This window comes from Actinomadura sp. NPDC047616 (genome assembly GCF_040642915.1).
In the GTDB taxonomy this organism is placed as follows: domain Bacteria; phylum Actinomycetota; class Actinomycetes; order Streptosporangiales; family Streptosporangiaceae; genus Spirillospora; species Spirillospora miaoliensis.
The window spans coordinates 295350-312994 of record NZ_JBEYTB010000005.1; the positions used below are offsets into that span (position 1 = coordinate 295350).

Annotated in this window: 17 protein-coding genes; 15 read left to right on the forward strand and 2 right to left on the reverse strand. The window is 70.6% G+C overall.

Annotation, left to right across the window (positions count from 1 at the left end):
* The first annotated feature begins 54 nt into the window (after nucleotides 1-54).
* The 4 genes from ABZ801_RS14880 (at nucleotide 55) to ABZ801_RS14895 (ending at nucleotide 4538) form a co-directional block, all read left to right on the forward strand.
* On the forward strand, nucleotides 55-1323 hold the full coding sequence (locus ABZ801_RS14880; RefSeq protein WP_360697758.1) for an acyltransferase: 1269 nt from the start codon (nucleotides 55-57) through the stop codon (nucleotides 1321-1323).
* The gene (gene dop / locus ABZ801_RS14885) at nucleotides 1320-2837 is read left to right on the forward strand and encodes a depupylase/deamidase Dop (RefSeq protein WP_344958447.1); all 1518 of its coding nucleotides are present in this window, start codon (nucleotides 1320-1322) and stop codon (nucleotides 2835-2837) included. Before ABZ801_RS14880 ends, dop begins: the two co-directional genes overlap by 4 nt.
* Before the next feature lie 219 nt (nucleotides 2838-3056).
* Nucleotides 3057-3266 (forward strand): ubiquitin-like protein Pup, encoded by a 210-nt coding sequence (locus ABZ801_RS14890; protein WP_344958449.1) that lies wholly within the window; start codon nucleotides 3057-3059, stop codon nucleotides 3264-3266.
* A 99-nt stretch (nucleotides 3267-3365) separates the two neighbouring features.
* The gene (locus tag ABZ801_RS14895; protein ID WP_360697762.1) at nucleotides 3366-4538 is read left to right on the forward strand and encodes an endonuclease VII domain-containing protein; all 1173 of its coding nucleotides are present in this window, start codon (nucleotides 3366-3368) and stop codon (nucleotides 4536-4538) included.
* Nucleotides 4539-4719: 181 nt separating this feature from the next.
* Here the strand turns inward: ABZ801_RS14895 and ABZ801_RS14900 are convergent, their stop codons facing one another.
* Nucleotides 4720-6414, reverse strand: coding sequence for a hypothetical protein (locus ABZ801_RS14900; RefSeq protein WP_360697765.1), 1695 nt, complete (start codon nucleotides 6412-6414; stop codon nucleotides 4720-4722).
* A 182-nt stretch (nucleotides 6415-6596) separates the two neighbouring features.
* On the opposite strand from ABZ801_RS14900, the gene prcB reads away from it, so the two are divergent.
* From prcB to ABZ801_RS14930, 6 genes are all read left to right on the forward strand, one after another.
* The gene (prcB, locus tag ABZ801_RS14905; RefSeq protein ID WP_344958454.1) at nucleotides 6597-7463 is read left to right on the forward strand and encodes a proteasome subunit beta; all 867 of its coding nucleotides are present in this window, start codon (nucleotides 6597-6599) and stop codon (nucleotides 7461-7463) included.
* Between the two features lie 21 nt (nucleotides 7464-7484).
* On the forward strand, nucleotides 7485-8234 hold the full coding sequence (gene prcA / locus ABZ801_RS14910) for a proteasome subunit alpha (RefSeq protein ID WP_344958470.1): 750 nt from the start codon (nucleotides 7485-7487) through the stop codon (nucleotides 8232-8234).
* 293 nt (nucleotides 8235-8527) lie between these two features.
* The gene (gene pafA / locus ABZ801_RS14915) at nucleotides 8528-9886 is read left to right on the forward strand and encodes a Pup--protein ligase (protein WP_360697768.1); all 1359 of its coding nucleotides are present in this window, start codon (nucleotides 8528-8530) and stop codon (nucleotides 9884-9886) included.
* 136 nt (nucleotides 9887-10022) lie between these two features.
* Entirely contained in the window at nucleotides 10023-10955 is a 933-nt protein-coding gene (locus ABZ801_RS14920) for an FKBP-type peptidyl-prolyl cis-trans isomerase (RefSeq protein WP_360697771.1), read from the forward strand.
* A gap of 131 nt (nucleotides 10956-11086) precedes the next feature.
* Entirely contained in the window at nucleotides 11087-11749 is a 663-nt protein-coding gene (locus tag ABZ801_RS14925) for a helix-turn-helix domain-containing protein (RefSeq protein ID WP_360697774.1), read from the forward strand.
* A gap of 15 nt (nucleotides 11750-11764) precedes the next feature.
* Nucleotides 11765-12244 carry a DUF3291 domain-containing protein gene (locus ABZ801_RS14930; protein ID WP_360697777.1) on the forward strand — a complete coding sequence of 160 codons (480 nt, stop codon included), beginning with the start codon at nucleotides 11765-11767 and terminating at the stop codon, nucleotides 12242-12244.
* Nucleotides 12245-12251: 7 nt separating this feature from the next.
* Here the strand turns inward: ABZ801_RS14930 and ABZ801_RS14935 are convergent, their stop codons facing one another.
* Complete coding sequence (locus ABZ801_RS14935; RefSeq protein ID WP_360697780.1) at nucleotides 12252-13334, reverse strand: DUF3866 family protein; 1083 nt, start codon at nucleotides 13332-13334, stop codon at nucleotides 12252-12254.
* Nucleotides 13335-13427: 93 nt separating this feature from the next.
* On the opposite strand from ABZ801_RS14935, the gene ABZ801_RS14940 reads away from it, so the two are divergent.
* The 5 genes from ABZ801_RS14940 (at nucleotide 13428) to tatC (ending at nucleotide 17555) form a co-directional block, all read left to right on the forward strand.
* Nucleotides 13428-14399, forward strand: coding sequence for a YafY family protein (locus tag ABZ801_RS14940; RefSeq protein WP_344958461.1), 972 nt, complete (start codon nucleotides 13428-13430; stop codon nucleotides 14397-14399).
* Between the two features lie 80 nt (nucleotides 14400-14479).
* Nucleotides 14480-15505 (forward strand): WYL domain-containing protein, encoded by a 1026-nt coding sequence (locus tag ABZ801_RS14945; protein ID WP_360697783.1) that lies wholly within the window; start codon nucleotides 14480-14482, stop codon nucleotides 15503-15505.
* Between the two features lie 255 nt (nucleotides 15506-15760).
* On the forward strand, nucleotides 15761-15991 hold the full coding sequence (locus tag ABZ801_RS14950) for a hypothetical protein (protein WP_360697786.1): 231 nt from the start codon (nucleotides 15761-15763) through the stop codon (nucleotides 15989-15991).
* 24 nt (nucleotides 15992-16015) lie between these two features.
* Nucleotides 16016-16369 (forward strand): Sec-independent protein translocase subunit TatA, encoded by a 354-nt coding sequence (gene tatA, locus ABZ801_RS14955; RefSeq protein ID WP_360697789.1) that lies wholly within the window; start codon nucleotides 16016-16018, stop codon nucleotides 16367-16369.
* Nucleotides 16370-16664: 295 nt separating this feature from the next.
* The gene (gene tatC, locus ABZ801_RS14960) at nucleotides 16665-17555 is read left to right on the forward strand and encodes a twin-arginine translocase subunit TatC (protein WP_360697792.1); all 891 of its coding nucleotides are present in this window, start codon (nucleotides 16665-16667) and stop codon (nucleotides 17553-17555) included.
* Nucleotides 17556-17645: the final 90 nt, after the last annotated feature.

Consider the following 17645-nt stretch of genomic DNA (forward strand, 5'->3'; position numbering starts at 1 on the left):
GAATTACGGAGAACCGCACAAACACATCAAGCCCGTCCCTTAAGCTCAACGCCGATGTCTCCCGCCCACACCCACACCAGCAGCCGTCCCGCAGGTCACACCCGCCTCCACGAGGTCGACCTGCTCCGCTTCCTCGCAGCCATGGTCGTGGTCCTCTACCACTTCACCGGCGGCAACGGAGGCCCCTGGAAGGACGAAACCGCCCGCGACCTGTACACCCCCATATCCAAGGTCACACAGTTCGGCTACCTCGGCGTCGACCTGTTCTTCCTCATCAGCGGTTTCGTCATCCTCATGAGCGTCTGGGGACGCGGCCTCGCCGACTTCACCGTCTCCCGCATCACCCGCCTCTACCCCGCCTACTGGTTCAGCGTCGCCCTCGTCGGCGTCATCTACCTCACCACAGGCCTGGGCAAGGGACGCCCCGAAGACCTCATCCCCAACCTCACCATGTTCCAGCGCGGCATGGGCGTCACCGACGTCAGCGGCGTCTACTGGACCCTCTGGGTCGAGATGCACTTCTACGCCCTCATCGCCCTGCTGGTCGTCGCGGGAACCACCTACCGCAACTGCGTCGCGTTCATGGGCACCTGGAGCGTCCTGGCCATCTTCGCCGACGAAACCGGCAACGAGACCCTCAAGAACCTCCTCATCCCCAGCTACGCCCCGTACTTCATCGCCGGAATGGCCTTCTACCTCATCCACCGCTTCGGCTCCAACATCCTCCTCTGGGGCATCGCCGCCTTCTCCTGGGCCGTCTCCGTCCGCCACGCCCTCCCCATCGCCACCGGCAAGCCCTACCACATCGCCCCCGCCGACGCCTGGCCCGCCGCCCCCATCATCGTCACCGCCACCTACGCCGTCATGGCCCTCGTCGCCATCGGCGCCCTCCGCCGCCTCCGCTGGCGCTTCTTCGCCACCCTCGGCGCCCTCACCTACCCCACCTACCTGATCCATTACGAAATCGGACCGGTCCTCGGACACGCCATTTACCCCGGCATCCCCCTCGAGGTCGCCACCGCCGTCCTCATCGCCGCCGTCCTCGCCGCCGCCTACCTCATCCACCGCTTCATCGAACGCCCCGGCGCCGCCTGGCTCAAGCCGCGCCTGCGCGACTCCTTCGACCGCCTCCGCCGCGTCGACCGAGGCCTCCGCAAAACCGCCCGCGCGCAGACCTCCACCGCCCCCACGGCGGAAACGCCCGGCCACCCCGGCACCACCGACGAAACCACCGGCGGCACCCCCTCCGGCCCGACACCACGGCGCAATGAGGAGGAGCCCCATGGCTCCACTCCCTCGCCCCCGATAGGCTCGACGATATGAGTGTTCGGCGGGTGATGGGCATCGAGACCGAGTACGGCATCTCCGTACCGGGCCAGCCAGGGGCCAACGCGATGGTGACCTCCTCCCAGGTCGTCAACGCCTACCTCGCGGCATCGGCCGCACGGGCCAGAAGAGCACGCTGGGACTTCGAAGAGGAGAACCCCCTCCGCGACGCCCGCGGATTCGACCTCGCCCGCGAGGTCGCCGACCCCAGCCAGCTCACCGACGAGGACCTCGGCCTCGCCAACGTCATCCTCACCAACGGCGCACGGCTCTACGTCGACCACGCCCACCCCGAATACTCCGCCCCCGAATGCACCAACCCCCGCGACGCCGTCATCTGGGACAAAGCCGGAGAACGCGTCATGGCCGACGCCGCCCAACGCGCCGCCATGATCCCCGGCACCCACCCCATCCAGCTCTACAAGAACAACACCGACAACAAAGGCGCCTCCTACGGCTGCCACGAGAACTACCTCATGCGACGGGAAACCCCCTTCGCCGACATCGTCCGCCACCTCACCCCCTTCTTCGTCTCCCGCCAGGTCGTCACCGGCGCCGGCCGCGTCGGCATCGGCGTCGACGGTCGCGGCGACGGCTTCCAGATCAGCCAGCGCGCCGACTTCTTCGAAGTCGAGGTCGGCCTGGAGACCACCCTCAAACGCCCCATCATCAACACCCGCGACGAACCCCACGCCGACCCCGAGAAATACCGGCGCCTGCACGTCATCATCGGCGACGCCAACATGAGCGAGGTCTCCACCTACCTCAAGCTCGGCACCACCTCCCTCGTCCTCGCCATGATCGAGGACGGCTTCCTCACCGTCGACCTCTCCGTCGACATGCCCGTCGCCGCCCTGCGCGCCGTCTCCCACGACCCCTCCTGCAAGCACCTGCTCACCCTGCGCGACGGCCGCAAGATGACCGCCGTCCAGCTGCAGATGGAATACCTCGAGCAGTCCCGCAAGTACGTCGAGGACCGCTACGGCGCCGACGTCGACGAGATGACCAAGGACGTCCTGGACCGCTGGGAGTCGGTCCTGCACCGCCTCGGCGACGACCCCATGCAGCTGTCCCGCGAACTCGACTGGGTCGCCAAGCTCGAACTGCTGGAGGGCTACCGCAGCCGCGACGGCCTCGACTGGTCCCACCCGCGGCTGCAGCTGGTCGACCTGCAGTACACCGACATCCGTCCCGACAAGGGCCTCTACAACCGCCTGGTGGCCCGCGACCGCATCGAACGCGTCGTCTCCGAGGACGAGGTCCAGCACGCCATCGAGCACCCGCCCGAGGACACCCGCGCCTACTTCCGCGGCCGCTGCCTGCGCCAGTACGCCGACTCGGTGGCCGCCGCCTCCTGGGACTCGGTCATCTTCGACGTCCCCGGCCGCGAGTCCCTGCAGCGCGTCCCCACCCTGGAGCCCCTGCGCGGCACCAGGCAGCACGTGGGCGCCCTGCTGGACCGCTGCCGCACCGCCGGCGACCTGGTCGCCACCCTGACCGGCGAGGGCTGACCGAGCCTTTCACCCGGGCCGACGAGCGCCCCCACGTGGTAATGCGCCACGTGGGGGCGCTGCTTATTTGTGACCGTTATGACCGTTTCGCTGGGCGATGGACGGGCGATAACCCCACCAGGCCCCCGGGCCGCCGGGACGGTGAAACGGCTCGTCATGATCCGCTCACCGACCATGATCGGGGATAGGCTGGGGGCAACCGGCAGAGGAGGTTACGGGATGGCCACGAAGGACACCGGCGGTCAGAAGCAGACCACGCGCCGCACCGAAGAGGTCGAGGAGACCCAGGAGGCGAGCGCCGAGGAACTGCAGGAGCGCAAGGAAAAGCTCGACGACGACGTCGATGCAATTCTGGACGAAATCGACGAAGTTCTCGAAGAGAATGCAGAGGAATTTATCCGCTCGTATGTCCAGAAGGGCGGGGAATAGCAACATAAAAGCGGACATGTCCGATATGTCGATCCTCATTTCTTGATCGGCCAGTAAAACGCTGACAAGGCACGGGTGTGGGCGGTAGGGTCGGGGGCCGTGCTGACCAAGAAATGTCGAGACTGCGGCCAGGTGAAGCCTGTCTCGCAGTTCTATAGGCGCAAAGCATCTCCCGATGGATTGGCGCTCTACTGCAAAGAGTGCTTCGGCCTGCGGAACGCCGCGTCCTACCGGAAGCGCCAGGCGGCGTTGGGCAAGGAGGCGAGGCCTTATCGCAGGCACTCGGCCGTCCCCGAAGGCATGAAGTACTGCCCTCGGTGCGAGCAGATCAAATCTGTCGAAGAGTTCGGCCGGAACCGATCGACGAAGTCCGGGCTGACCGCCTACTGCAAGCGCTGCCACAACACGGTCATGGTCGAGGGGAAGCGGCGCAAGCACGGCAGTGAGCGCAACTACCTCCTCAAGCTCCGCTACGGCATCACCGAGGAGGAGATGGAGCAGATGAGGGCGCAGCAGGGCGGCGTCTGTGTCATCTGCCTCCAGAACGCCGCCAGGCACGTCGATCATGACCACATGACCGGGCTCGTCCGCCACCTGCTGTGCTTCAAGTGCAACGGGGGGATCGGCCAGTTCGAGGACGACCCGCAGTGGATGCGCGACGCCGCCCTGTACCTGGAGTTGGGCGGCCCGCACGCGCGGCGCATGATGATCGAGCTCGGTACCAAGGTGATCAACCGTGCCAACCGGCACGTGCTCAACGAGTTGAGGCGGTGGGCGAAGCCGCGCCCGTTGGAGGAGGGGTCGACGCGGCACCACCACCTGCGCAGGAAGTATGGCATCGACCACCACGACGCCGAGCTGCTGCTCCACCTCCAGGTGGGGTTGTGCGCGATCTGCTGCGACAGGCCCGCGGAGCACGTCGACCACGATCACGACACCGGTGACGTGCGCGGCATGCTGTGCACCGGCTGCAACACCGGTATGGGGCAGTTGGGCGACGACCCGATCTCTCTTCGCCGGGCGGCGGACTACGTTCAACGCCGCCTCGTCCAGGAAGTGCCCGACGGTGAGGACGGCGGTATGCGGCTGTCGTTCACCGAGCCTGACGTCGACCCTCGGACGGTTCCGATGGATGGCTGGGGCCCGTACAGGGAGCGGGACGGGGAGTACCGCAGGGACGCGGTCGCCGTCGAGGAGGAGATCGAGAGCATGCCGTGGGCCGAGATGTTCCATTCGTCCTGGAACGCCGACAGAGGAACACCGGCCGGCTGATCAAGACCCCCTGTGAGGGTTGGGCGAAACTGCCTCCAAGCTAGGGGAGCCAAGTCGGCGGGCTGAGACCGCGATCACACGACCGTCAGGTAAGACCTGCGGCGGGAAGATCCGGCAGGTGCCGGTCGTAGCCGCCGGATGGGCTGGGCCTTGATTGAGGCCCGGTAAGGGGATCCGGCTCTTAGGGCTCGGGTGTGGGGTGCTGGTCGATGACCTGGTCCGGGTCGGTGTTCGCGCAGACGTTCTTCTCGTCCGCGTTGGTGTCGGCCGTGTCGTCGCTCGCCCCGTCGTTCGCTCCGTCGGACGCGTCGTCGCTCGTACGGTCGCTCATGCCCTCGCTGATGCCGTCGATGGGCATGTCGGTGACGGTGGGGGTGGCGGCGAGGGTGTCCATGTGGGCGATGTAGGCGTTGGGGACGGTGAAGCCGCGGGGTGGGATGGGGATGCCTCCGGCGAGGCGTGACCAGGCGAATCCGACGGCGGCGGAGGCGCTGAGGACGCCGAGGGCGGTGTCGGGGTCGGGCGGGGTGAGCCGTGGTGACGGGGTGTCGTCGGTGGGCCACAGGTCGCGGAGGGGGTGGGTGTCCTGCCGGACGATGTCGGTGAGGAGTGCGCGGAGTTCGGGGTCGAGCCAGCGGGAGACGGGGGTGGCGAGGTCGGGGCGGTAGGCGGCCATGTCGGCGGCGAGCAGGGCGGTGGCGGCGTGGCGGGGTTCGACGAAGGTGGTGTCGGTGGGGTCGCCGCACAGGGGGTGGAGGGCGGTGGCGAGGTCGTAGAAGGCGAGTTGGAAGCGTTCGCCGGGGGCTGAGTCGGCGAAGAGGGTGGCGGCGAGCGGGGCGGGGCAGCGGGTGCGCCAGTGGCGTTCGACGGCCTGGTCGCCGTAGGGGAGTGCGCGGTGGTCGAGGGCGGGGTTGGCCTGGAGGGGTTCGATCATGGCGAGCAGGGCGGTGGCGCGCAGGCGGAAGCGGGGGTCGTCGCGGAGGGCCTGGGCGGTCATGACCATGCAGCGGATGAGCTGGGCGGCGGCGTCGGGGCGGCCGGCGCGGAGGCGTTCGGCGTAGAGGCCGATGATGGTGTGCAGGGGTGGTGGGGCGAGCCAGCGGAGGCGGCCTTGGTCGCCGTAGGGCTGGGCGAGGTGGGGGTTCCACAGGTCGAGCAGGTCGTTGTGGACGTGGGGGTCGAAGGCGGGGACTGAGGCGCACCAGAGGGTGGTGCTCCAGGTGACGGCGATGGTGCTGGGTGTGCCGTGGAGGAAGAAGTTCCAGCCGAGCGGGTAGTCGGGGGGTGGTGCCTGGGCGGCTTCGGACATGACGGAGCGCAGGCGGTAGAGGATGGCGCCGGGGAGGGGGGTGCCGGCGATGGCGCGGGGTGGTCCGTAGTCGTGGGCGTAGTCGGGTCCGGTGGGGAGGATTTCGGCGGGGATGAGGGGTGGGGCGTAGCCGGGTTGGAGGGGGAGTGCGGTGGTGCGGTCGTGGCCGGTGGGGGGTGGGGTGAGGAACCAGCGGCTGTCTGCGGGGTGCCAGCGGTACCAGCGGGCCCAGGCGCCGTGGAGCCACCAGCCGTGGTCGGGGAGGGAGAGGAGTTGGGGTATGAGGGCTTGTTGGCGTTGGAGTGGGGTGGCGGTGGGCCACCAGGGGCTGCCGACGATGAGGCGGGTTTCGTGTTCGGCGCGGGTGAAGGGGTCGGCGTCGTCGGGGAGTGGTGGTTCTGGTGGTGTTGCCGGGGGTGTGGCGGCGTAGGCGGGGATGTTGTGGGGGCGCCGGGAGGGCCAGGCGTGTTGGCCTGGGGCGCTGGGCCAGGTTGGTTGGCCGAGGGGGCTCGGCCAGCCCGGTTGTCCGGGCGGGGGGCCTTGGGGGCCGGGAGGACGCCACACCACGTGGTCATCGTAGTGGCCGGGGGGTGTGTGGGGCTTGGTGTGGAGGGGTTTGCGGGTGTGTCGGGGGTGTGGGTTTCGCCGTGGGCGGATCTGGGTGAGGATCACGTCGCATGCGGTGAGCGTGGTTTGAACAGTAGGGTCTAGACGTCCGCGCCGGTGTGCTCGTGTGGGCGGCCGGTGCCATGGTGGAGGGAAGGAGTCGCGTGGGGTCCCACGATTCGCACACCCGACGTCTGCCGGGGTTGTTCGGTAGCCCTGACACGTCTTCGTTCACGGAGTTTCTGGCCGCGTACTCGCCGGAGTTGCTGCCTGGGCGGCGTGTGCTGCCGGCGTCGTCGGCGGGGGAGGAGATTCCGCACGGTACGACGATCGTGGCGGTGACGTTCCCCGGCGGTGTGGTGATGGCGGGTGATCGGCGCGCGACGGCGGGGCACATGATCGCTCAGCGTGATGTGGAGAAGGTGTTCCGGGCCGACGAGTTCTCGGCGATCGCGGTGGCGGGGACCGCGGGGATCGGGATGGAGGTCGTGCGGCTGTTCCAGGTGGAGCTGGAGCACTATGAGAAGCGGGAGAGCCGTCCGCTGTCGATGGAGGGCAAGGCGAACCGGCTGGCGACCATGATCCGGGGGAATCTGGGTCTGGCGATGCAGGGTCTCGCGGTGGTGCCGTTGTTCGCGGGGTACGACGAGGAGCGGGACGAGGGGCGGATCTTCTCCTACGATCCGGCGGGGGGCCGGTACGAGGAGCGGGAGTTCCATTCGATCGGTTCGGGTTCGGTGTTCGCGCGGGGGGCGTTGAAGAAGCTGTACCGTGCGGATCTGTCGGCCGAGGACGCGGCGACGGTGTGTGTGCAGGCGTTGTACGACGCGGCCGATGATGATTCGGCGACCGGTGGTCCGGATCTGACGCGCCGTATCTTTCCGGTGGTGGCGACGGTGACGGCCGACGGTTACCGCAGGCTGGGTGAGGACGAGGTGGGCGCGTTGGCGCAGGCCGTGGTGGAGGCTCGTTTCGAGTCGCCCGGTGGTCCGACCGCTCCGCTGCGATAGAAGGGATCCAGACCGGTGTCCATGCCGTTCTATGTGTCGCCCGAACAGCAGATGAAGGACAAGGCGGACTATGCGCGTAAGGGGATCGCGCGGGGCCGCAGTGTCGTGGTGCTGCAGTATGACGACGGCATCCTGTTCGTGGCGGACAATCCGTCGCGGGCGCTGCACAAGATCAGTGAGATCTATGACCGGATCGCGTTCGCGGCGGTCGGGAAGTACAACGAGTTCGAGAATCTGCGGCTGGGCGGGGTGCGGTACGCCGACATCAACGGGTACCAGTACGACCGGCGTGATGTGACGGCGCGCGGGTTGGCGAACGTGTACGCGCAGTCGCTGGGGACGATCTTCACGGAGACGAACAAGCCGTACGAGGTGGAGCTGGTGGTGGCCGAGGTGGGGGAGGACGCCGCCTCGGATCAGATCTACCGGTTGACGTTCGATGGTTCGGTGGCCGACGAGCACGGTTATGTGGCGATGGGCGGTCAGGCCGACGCGGTGGCGCAGGCGTTGAAGGACCGGTTCCGGGAGGGGATGGGTCTGGCGGAGGCGCTGCTGGCGGGGGTGCGGTCGTTGGAGGCGCAGGACGCGGATCGCCGGTTGGAGGCGACGTCGTTGGAGGTGGCGGTGCTGGATCGCAATCGTGAGCATCGGTTGTTCCGGCGGCTTCCGGCGGCGCGGATCGAGTCGTTGTTGCGTGAGGCGGACGGCGGTTCGGCGGGTGCGTCGGGTGAGGGCGCCTCGGGTGGTGGTTCGGAGAACGGCGCGTCCTGAGCGGGCGGCGCGTCCTGAGCGGGCGCGTCGCGTCCTGGGGCGTGGCGTGTCGAGCGTCTGGGCGTGCCTGGTCGTGTGACCCGTCGTGGCCGGTCGTTCTGGGGGTGGGGCGGCTGGTCACGGCGGGTTTTTCTGTCGGGAAAAATCCCCCAAATCGGATCTACGCCGTAAAGGTGATGGGCGGTGCGGCGGTCAAACCTGTCGGGGGTGGCCGTCCCTGGCCTGATGGCGGGTGCGAAACAAGGGGCTGTGGAGACTGCCAAGTGACGGTCCCGCCGCATAGGCTCACTGATGTGGACAGGCGCATCTTCGGGCTCGAGAACGAGTACGGCGTCACCTGCACCTTCCGCGGGCAGCGGCGGTTGTCACCCGACGAGGTGGCCCGCTACCTGTTCCGGCGGGTGGTGTCGTGGGGCCGCAGCAGCAACGTGTTCCTGCGCAACGGCGCGCGGCTCTACCTGGACGTGGGCAGCCACCCCGAGTACGCGACGCCCGAGTGTGACAGTGTCATCGACCTGGTGACGCACGACAAGGCCGGTGAGCGGATCCTGGAGGGCCTTCTGGTGGACGCCGAGCGGCGTCTGCGGGAGGAGGGCATCGCCGGCGACATCTACCTGTTCAAGAACAACACCGATTCGGCGGGCAACTCCTACGGCTGCCACGAGAACTATCTGGTGGGGCGGCACGGGGAGTTCGGCCGGCTGGCGGACGTGCTGATCCCGTATCTGGTGACGCGGCAGATCATCTGTGGTGCGGGCAAGGTGCTGCAGACGCCGCGTGGGGCGGTGTACTGCGTGTCGCAGCGGGCCGAGCACATCTGGGAGGGGGTGTCGTCGGCCACCACGCGGTCCCGGCCGATCATCAACACGAGGGACGAGCCGCACGCCGACGCCGAGCGGTTCCGCCGGCTGCACGTGATCGTGGGCGACTCGAACATGAGCGAGACCACGATGCTGCTGAAGGTGGGCGCGACCGACCTGGTGCTGCGGATGATCGAGGCCGGCGTGGTGATGCGGGACCTGACGCTGGAGAACCCGATCCGGGCGATCCGCGAGGTCAGTCATGACATGACGGGCCGGCGGAAGGTCCGGCTGGCCAACGGCCGGGAGGCCAGTTCGCTGGAGATCCAGAAGGAGTACTACGGCAAGGCGAAGGACTTCATCGACCGGCGCGGCGGGGATCCGGTGGTCAAGCGGGTGCTGGACCTGTGGGAGCGGACGCTGCGGGCGGTGGAGACCGGGGATCTGGATCTGGTGTCGCGGGAGATCGACTGGGTGACGAAGTACCGGCTGATCGAGCGGTACCGGCGCAAGTACGATCTGCCGTTGTCGTCGCCGCGGGTGGCGCAGCTGGATCTGGCGTACCACGACGTGCATCGCGACCGGGGTCTGTACTACCTGATGGAGAAGCGCGGGTCGGTGGAGCGGGTGACGCGCGACCTGGACATCTTCGAGGCCAAGTCGGTGCCGCCGCAGACGACGCGGGCGCGGTTGCGCGGGGAGTTCATCCGGCGGGCGCAGGAGAAGCGGCGGGACTTCACGGTCGACTGGGTGCATCTGAAGCTGAACGATCAGGCGCAGCGGACGGTGCTGTGCAAGGATCCGTTCCGGTCGGTGGACGAGCGGGTCGACAAGTTGATCGCCGGTATGTGACGTTCGTCGTGTGGCCGGGGGCGGCGCCGGTGTGGGCGCCGTCCCCGGTTTCGCGCGTGTAGGGGCTACTGGCCGGTCACCTTGGCGGTAGGGTGTGCGCTCAGTTCGGGTCGCCGTGCGTTGGGTGAGGAGCCGCATGCGCCGTCGTGTCTTCGCGCCGTTGCTGGGGGTCGTGCTGGCGGGGCCGTTGGTGCTGGCCGCCGGGTGTTCGGGTGGGGACGACGTCGGGGTGTCGGTCCGGGGGAAGTTCGGGGCGCGTCCGGAGGTGTCGTTCCCGAAGGGGGAGCCGAGCGCGGAGCTGGCGGTGAAGACGCTGGTGAAGGGGGACGGCCAGGGGGCGCGTAAGGGCGATCTGGTGGTGGCCGACTATGTCGGGTACCGGTGGAGCAAGGACGGCAACAAGTTGCTGGCCAACAGTTACATCGCGGGGTTGCCGGGGGCGTTTCCGACGGGGCGGCTGGTGCCGGGGCTGGACAAGGCGTTGCTGGGGGCGCGGGTGGGTGACCGGGTGGTGGCCAAGATTCCGCCTGCGGAGGGGTACGGCGACAAGGGCGACACCCAGCATCAGGTGGGCGCGGACGATTCGCTGGTGTACGTGCTGGACGTGCGGGGGGTGTACGGCAGGACGGCGCATGCGCGGGGCCGGGCGCAGGGGCTGGACGATCCGCGGTTGCCGCGTGTGTCGGGCGGGGCGCAGGGGCAGGCGCCGCAGGTCACGGTTCCGCGTGTGGCGGCGCCGAAGGGGTTGCAGGTGCGCAGCCTGATCCAGGGGGAGGGGCCGGCGGTCGCCAAGGGGCGGCTGGTGGCGTTGCAGTACGTGGGGGTGTTCTGGCGGGACGGCAGGGTGTTCGACTCGTCGTGGCGCAGCGGCCGTCCGTACGCGGTGACGATCGGTACGGGTCAGGTGATGAAGGGCTGGGACGAGGCGTTGGTGGGGCAGAAGGTGGGCAGCCGCCTGCTTTTGGTGGTGCCGCCGTCGCTGGGCTACGGCAAGGAGGGGCTGGCGCAGGCCGGCATCAAGGCCAACGACACGCTGGTGTTCGTCGTCGACCTCCTGGGCGTCCACTGACCCGCGCCGTTCCCTGACCCGAGGCGTTCTCTGGTCCACGGCGTTCTCTGACCCGCGGCGTTCCCCGGTCCGCGGCGTTTCCTGGCCCGCGGTGTTCTAACGCCAAGTCCGGCTGTTCTTAGACTGGGCTGGTGGAGGACTTCGAGGCGTTCGGCGCACTGCGTGATCCGTTGCGGCGGCGGCTGTACGAGTACGTGGCCGCGCAGGATCATCCGGTGAGCCGGAACGAGGCGGCCGAGGCTGCGGGGATGGCGCGCACGCTGGCGGCCTTTCATCTGGACAGGCTGGCCGAGGCGGGGCTGCTGGAGACCGAGAGCCGGCGGTTGACGGGGCGGTCGGGGCCGGGGGCGGGGCGTCCGGCCAAGCTGTACCGGCGGTCGCCCGAGGATCGGGCGTTGTCGCTGCCGCCGCGTGACTACCGGACGGCGGCCGAGGTGCTGGCGGAGACCGCCGAGGCCGCGGGCCTGGACGAGGAGCTGCGGCGGGTGGCCCGGCGTCGTGGGCGGGCGCTGCGCGGTGCGGAGCCCGTGGGCGGTCTGGAGGCGGTGAGGGCCGTGCTGGCGCGTCGTGGTTACGAGCCGCGGCAGGAGGAGGGCGGCACGGTGCGGATGCGCAACTGCCCGTTTCACGCGCTCTCGGAGCAGTTCCCGCCGTTGGTGTGCGGGATGAACCTGGCGCTGCTGGAGGGGCTGCTGGAGGGCGCGGAGGGGCTGCGGGTGCGGATGGACGCGCGTCCGGGGTGGTGCTGCACGGTGGTGGAGGAGTCTGGGCCTTCTAAAAACAACGAAGATTGACATAGAGTGTCCGGCATGACCGGCCATCATCTCGCCCAGTTCAACGTGGGCACGCTGAACGAACCCCTGGACGCCCCGGGCATGGCGGAGTTCATGTCCCGGCTCGATCCGATCAACGCGCTGGCCGACGGGTCGCCCGGCTTCGTGTGGCGCCTGGTGGAGGAGGGCGCCAACGACGCCACCGGTGTGCGTCCCGTCGGCGACGACGTGATCATCAACTTCTCGGTGTGGGAGTCGCGGGAGGCGCTGTGGGACTTCGTCTACCGCAGCGCCCACCTGGAGGTGCTGCGCCGCCGCCGTGAGTGGTTCCGGCGGCACGTCGGCGCCTACCAGGTGCTGTGGTGGGTCCCCGCCGGTTACATCCCCACGGTGGAGGAGGCGGTGGAGCGTCTGGAACTGCTGCGCGGGCGGGGCCCGTCCCCGCGCGCGTTCACGTTCCGCGACTTCTACACCCCCGAGGGGGTCCCTGAGAGGGCGCAGCCCGCCCGGGCCTGATGGCCGGTCAGGTGAGCAGCGCGGCCGCGTGGCGGCCCGCGGCGGCGGCGGACAGGAAGTAGGCCAGGTCCTGGTCGAGGCGGCGGCCCATCGTGGACAGCCGCACGCCCCAGTCCGTCTCGGCGTCGCGCAGGGCGTCGCGCAGGCCGTCCACCGGTACCGGCACCAGGGTGTGGCGTTCGCCCAGCGGCGCCGCCTGCGCCGCGACGCGCTGCCCCAGGTCCCCGCCCAGTTCGGGCACGACGACGTCGGCGGGGGCCAGGGCGACGCGTCCGTAGGCGGTGAGGCTGTGGTGGGACACGCCCTGGTGCCGTTCGCGTGCGTCGCCCTCGCTGACGCGCAGGGACGCCACGGCACGTCCCGACAGGGCGGCGGCGGCGTTGACGGCCTCGCCCGCCGCGACGCCGGAGAATCCCCAGCGGGTGCCGCTGCCCAGGTTGCCGGGTCCCTGCGCTACGACCGCCACGTCGGCGTCCAGGACGAGGCGGGCGGCCAGCAGCCCGGTGTGGACGGTGACCGTCTCCAGGTCGCCGCCGAACGCCTGCCCGACGGTGACCGTGGCGGCGAGCGCGCCGGCCTGCCGCAGCCGGGCGATCGACATGGAGAACCAGGCGGGCAGGGCGCCGCCGTCGGTCATCACGTACACCACGCGGGTGCCGGGCCGGTCGGCCAGCAGGCCCGCCAGGACCGGCGGCAGCGCCGAGTGCAGGTCGGCCACGATCACCGGCATGCCGTCCAGGGAGTCGGCCTCGCGCAGCGTCTCGTGGTGGGGGGAGTCCTGCTCGTCGGCGCCCAGCACGGTCGCCTGCAGCGGGGTGTAGCGGGCCTTGACCAGGTGGCCGGGGCCCGTCGGGTCCGGCGGCAGCCGGTCGGGGACGGCCACGACCATGGCGTAGCCGCCGGTGCCCAGGCCGAGCGCCAAGGCCGTAGTGTTGAGCAGGACGGTGTCGCCCGGCTGTGGTCTGCCCACCAGCGCGGTGTAGGCCAGGGCCCGGCGGGTGCCGTCGCCGTCGATCGTCACGTCGAGCTCGACCGCCCCCGGCCATTCCCGGCGGACGCTTTCAACCGTGCCTTTGCGCCATCGGATCACAGCAGGAAACGGTAGCGTCCTGATCGGAGGAATCGTCCGGGAACGCGCGGGCTCGCCGAGCGGACCGCAGCACGACTTCGAGGTGGTGGCCAAGTGTCGCGGCGCAAGACCGAGCGCCTGCTCAATCTGGTGGTCTGCCTGCTGGCCACGCGGCGCTATCTGACCGCCGAGCAGATCCGCCGGGCGGTGCCCGGCTACCCCGACTCCGACGAGGCGTTCAAGCGGATGTTCGAACGCGACAAGGAGGAGCTGCGCGAGCTGGGGGTGCCGCTGGAGGTGGGCAGCGACCAGCACGGCGCGGGCGGGGAGGACATCGGGTACCGGATCCCCCGGCAGGCCTACGAGCTGCCCGACATTCATCTGACGCCCGACGAGGCGGCGGTGCTGGGGCTGGCGGCGCGGGTGTGGCAGCGCGCCAGCATGGCCGACGCGGCGTCGGGGGCGCTGCTGAAGCTGCGCGCGGCCGGGGTGGAGACCGACACCGCGAGCGCGCCGGGCATCGAGCCGCGGCTGGACACCGGCGAGCCGTCGTTCCCGGCGCTGTGGGAGGCGGTGCGCGACGGCCGCCCCGTGGCGTTCGACTACCAGGGGGTCGGGCGCACCCGGGCGGCGCGGCGGCATCTGGAGCCGTGGGGCGTGGTGAGCCGCCGGGGCCGCTGGTACGTGGTGGGGCACGACCGCGACCGGGACGAGACGCGGGTGTTCCGGCTCAGCCGCATCGTCGGGGAGGTCGTCCCCGACGGCCCGCCCGGCAGCGTCACCGTCCCGCCGGGGGTGGACGTGCGGCGGATCGCGTTCACGTGGGGCGACCCGGTGAGCGAGCCGCGCCCGGCCACGGTGCGGCTGCGGGCGGGCGCCGCGCAGGGGCCGCGGCGCTGGGCGCGGGACGTGCGGCCGGTGGGCGACGGGACGTGGGACGAGGCCGTCCTCACCTTCCGTGACGTCGACCGCTTCGCGCCGTACCTGGCGCGGTTCGCCGACGACGTGGTCGTGCTGGACCCGCCGGACCTGCGTGAGGCGGTCATCTGGCAGCTGAAGGCGGCGCTGGCGGCCAGCGACCGATGACGGCCGGAGACCGGACGGGGAGCGGACCGGGGAGCGGACCGGGGAGCGGACGGGGAGCGACCGATGACGGGGAGTGATCGATGACGGGGCAGAGCACGGGGGCGCCCGCGGCCCGGACGGGGGGCCGCGCCACCACCTCCACCGACCGGCTGGCGCGGCTGCTGGCGCTGGTCCCCTACGTGATCAGCCGGGACTCGGTGGCGCTGGACCAGGCCGCGCGGGCGTTCGGCGTCACCGAGAAGCAGCTGATCGACGACCTGAACCTGCTGTGGTGCGTGGAGCTGCGCGCGCCCGACCCCTACTGCCCGATCGACCTGTCCTACGAGGGCGGGGAGATCATCGTCACCGAGGCCGAGTCGATCGCCCGGCCGCTGCGGCTGAAGGTCGACGAGGCCAGCGCGCTGCTGGTGGCGTTGCGGATGCTGGCGGGCATCCCCGACCTGCCCGACCGCGACGCGCTCAGCCGCGTGATCGCCAAGCTGGAGACCGCGGCGGGCGCGGCGGCGGCGCCGGCCAGCAAGGTGGCGGTGGAGGTCGCCGCGGGCGGCGGCGCGCCGGACGCGCGCGGCCACCTGGGCCGCCTGCGCGACGCGATCGCCCGGGGCCGGCGCGTGCACCTGGCGTACTACGTGCCCGCGCGCGACGAGAACACCGAACGCGACGTGGACCCGATGCGGCTGCTGGTGGTGGAGGGCAGCACCTACCTGGAGGGGTGGTGCCGCCGCGCCGAGGCGGTGCGGCTGTTCCGCCTGGACCGCATCACGTCGCTGCGGGTGCTGGACGAGGTGCCCGCGCAGGTCCCCGAGGACGCCGAGCCGCGCGACGTGGACGCCGGCGGCCTGTACCGGCCCTCGCCCGACGACGTCGTGGTCACCCTGGAGCTGACCGCGCAGGGCCGCTGGGTCGCCGACTACTACCCGTGCGAGAGCGTCCGGGAGCTGGGGGAGGGGCGGCTGGAGGTGGTGCTGCGCACCTCCGACACCCGCTGGGTGCGGGGCCTGGCGCTGCGCCTGGGCGACCAGGGCCGCGTGGTGGCGCCCGTGGAGCTGGCCGCCGAGGTCCGCGACGACGCCTCCCGAGCGCTGGCGCTGTACGGGCACGCATGAGCGGGACCCGGTGACGGCGCTTTCGGCGGTGCCTTCTGCGGTGCTCTCGGCGGCGTTCTCGGGGGCGTTCTCGGGGGCGTTCTCGGGCGGCACCGCGGCGGTGCCGGGGGGAACGTGGATGGCGCGGCGCCCGCTCCAGGTGTTGTTTGCACTGTTTCGTGGTGATACGACGTCTGTGTGAACATCACGTGACGGTGCCGCGCGGACCGGTCCGGATGACGACAGTGGTGGAGGACGTCGGTTACGGTGGCGGACGTGGGATGGGTCGGTGCGTCGGTGGCGCTGGGCTTCGCGGGCCTGGCCGTGCTCGCGGTGTGCGCGTTCAAGGTCTACCTGGGGGTCCGCCGCCTGGGCCGGGAACTGGACCGCACCCGGCGGCGGCTGGCCCCGCGGCACTCGGCGCTGAACGAGGAACTGCGGATCCTGCAGGAGACGGCTCCCCAGGGGGAGGCGCGGCGCCGCGAGGACGGCGTACGATCGTCGTGAGTAGACCTGCTGAAGAGGAATGTCATGGGTAATTTCGGCACCAGCGAGATCCTGATCGTTCTCGTGGTCGTCCTGCTGCTGTTCGGCTCGGCCAAGCTGCCCCAGCTGGCCCGTTCGCTGGGCAAGTCGGCGCGCATCCTGAAGGCCGAGACCAAGGGGCTGCGCGACGACGACGACGGCGCCGCCCAGCCCGCCGCCGCGTCGCAGACGCCGCAGAACGACCCGCGCCAGGAGGCCGCCCGGCTGCGCGAGGAGGCCGCCCGCCTGGAGCGCGAGGCCGCCGCCGACGGTGCCGCCGCCCCCCGGCGTTCGCTGCCCTCCGGCGAGCCGATCCAGGGCGTTCCGGTCTCCGACCCCAACCAGTTCCGCAACTCCTGACCGCGCCCGGCGTCGCCCCGGTGTCGTACCGTGACGTGCCCCGCGTACCCCGCACCCGCGTACCGCGCGTGCCGCCGCCCGGCGCCGCGCCGCGGTGCCGCCGCGCGGCGCGGCCGGGCGAGCGTCCGGCGGCCGGGCCAGCGGCGCCCGTCCCTCCCGCACCCGCGGCGCCCCGCATCGGCGTCCCCGCAGGGCCGGCGCCCCGCGGGCGTCCGGCGCCCGGCGTGCCCCGCGCGCACCCATCCGACCCGCATCGTGCCCGCGTGAGCGGCGGCACCCGACCCCGAAGCCGACGATGAAGTTTCTGAGCCCGAGCAGCGGCAAGGCCGTCGACCCCGAAGGCCGCATGCCGCTGATGGACCACCTGCGCGAACTGCGCAACCGGCTGATCAAGGCGCTGCTGGCCCTGGTGGTCGGGACGATCGTCGGCTGGATCTTCTTCCAGCCCATCTGGGACTTCCTCAAGGAGCCCTACTGCGCGCTGCCCGCCTCCCAGCAGCTGGAGTCGGGCAAGTGCACCCTGGTGGTCAACACCATCTTCCAGCAGTTCTTCCTGCGCCTGAAGATCTCCTTCATCGTCGGCATCGTCCTGTCGTCGCCGGTGTGGCTGTACCAGCTGTGGGCGTTCGTGGCGCCCGGCCTGTACCGGCGGGAGAAGCGCTGGACGTACGTGTTCCTCGGCGCGGCGATCCCGCTGTTCCTCGTCGGCACCGTGCTGGCGTACATGACCGTCGACAAGGGCCTGCAGCTGTTCCTGGGCGGCTTCTCCATCGACGACGTCACCGCGCTGATCACCGTCGACCACTACCTCGGCTACGTGATGGCCATGCTGCTGGTGTTCGGCATGACCTTCGAGCTGCCGCTGTTCGTGGTGGTCCTGAACATGGCCGGCGTGCTGAGCTTCGAGATGATCAAGAAGTCGCAGCGGATCGCGGTCTTCGGGATCTTCGTGTTCGCCGCCGTGGCCACCCCCAGCGGCGACCCGTTCACCATGCTGGCGCTGGCGCTGCCCACCCTGGTGCTGTTCGAGATCTCGGCGGTGCTGGCGTTCTTCAACGACCGGCGTCGCGCCCGCCGCCCCGACCCCTACGCCGGCCTGTCCGACGACGAGGCGTCCCCGCTGGACCTGGACGAGATCGACGCCGAGCTGGAACGGGACGGACGACCCGCCGACCCCGCCCGCTGACCCGCCCGCGACCCGCCCGCCGCCCGCCGCTTCATCCGCGGCCTGCCCGCCGACCCATCCGCGACCCGGCCGCCGATCCACCGGCGGCCC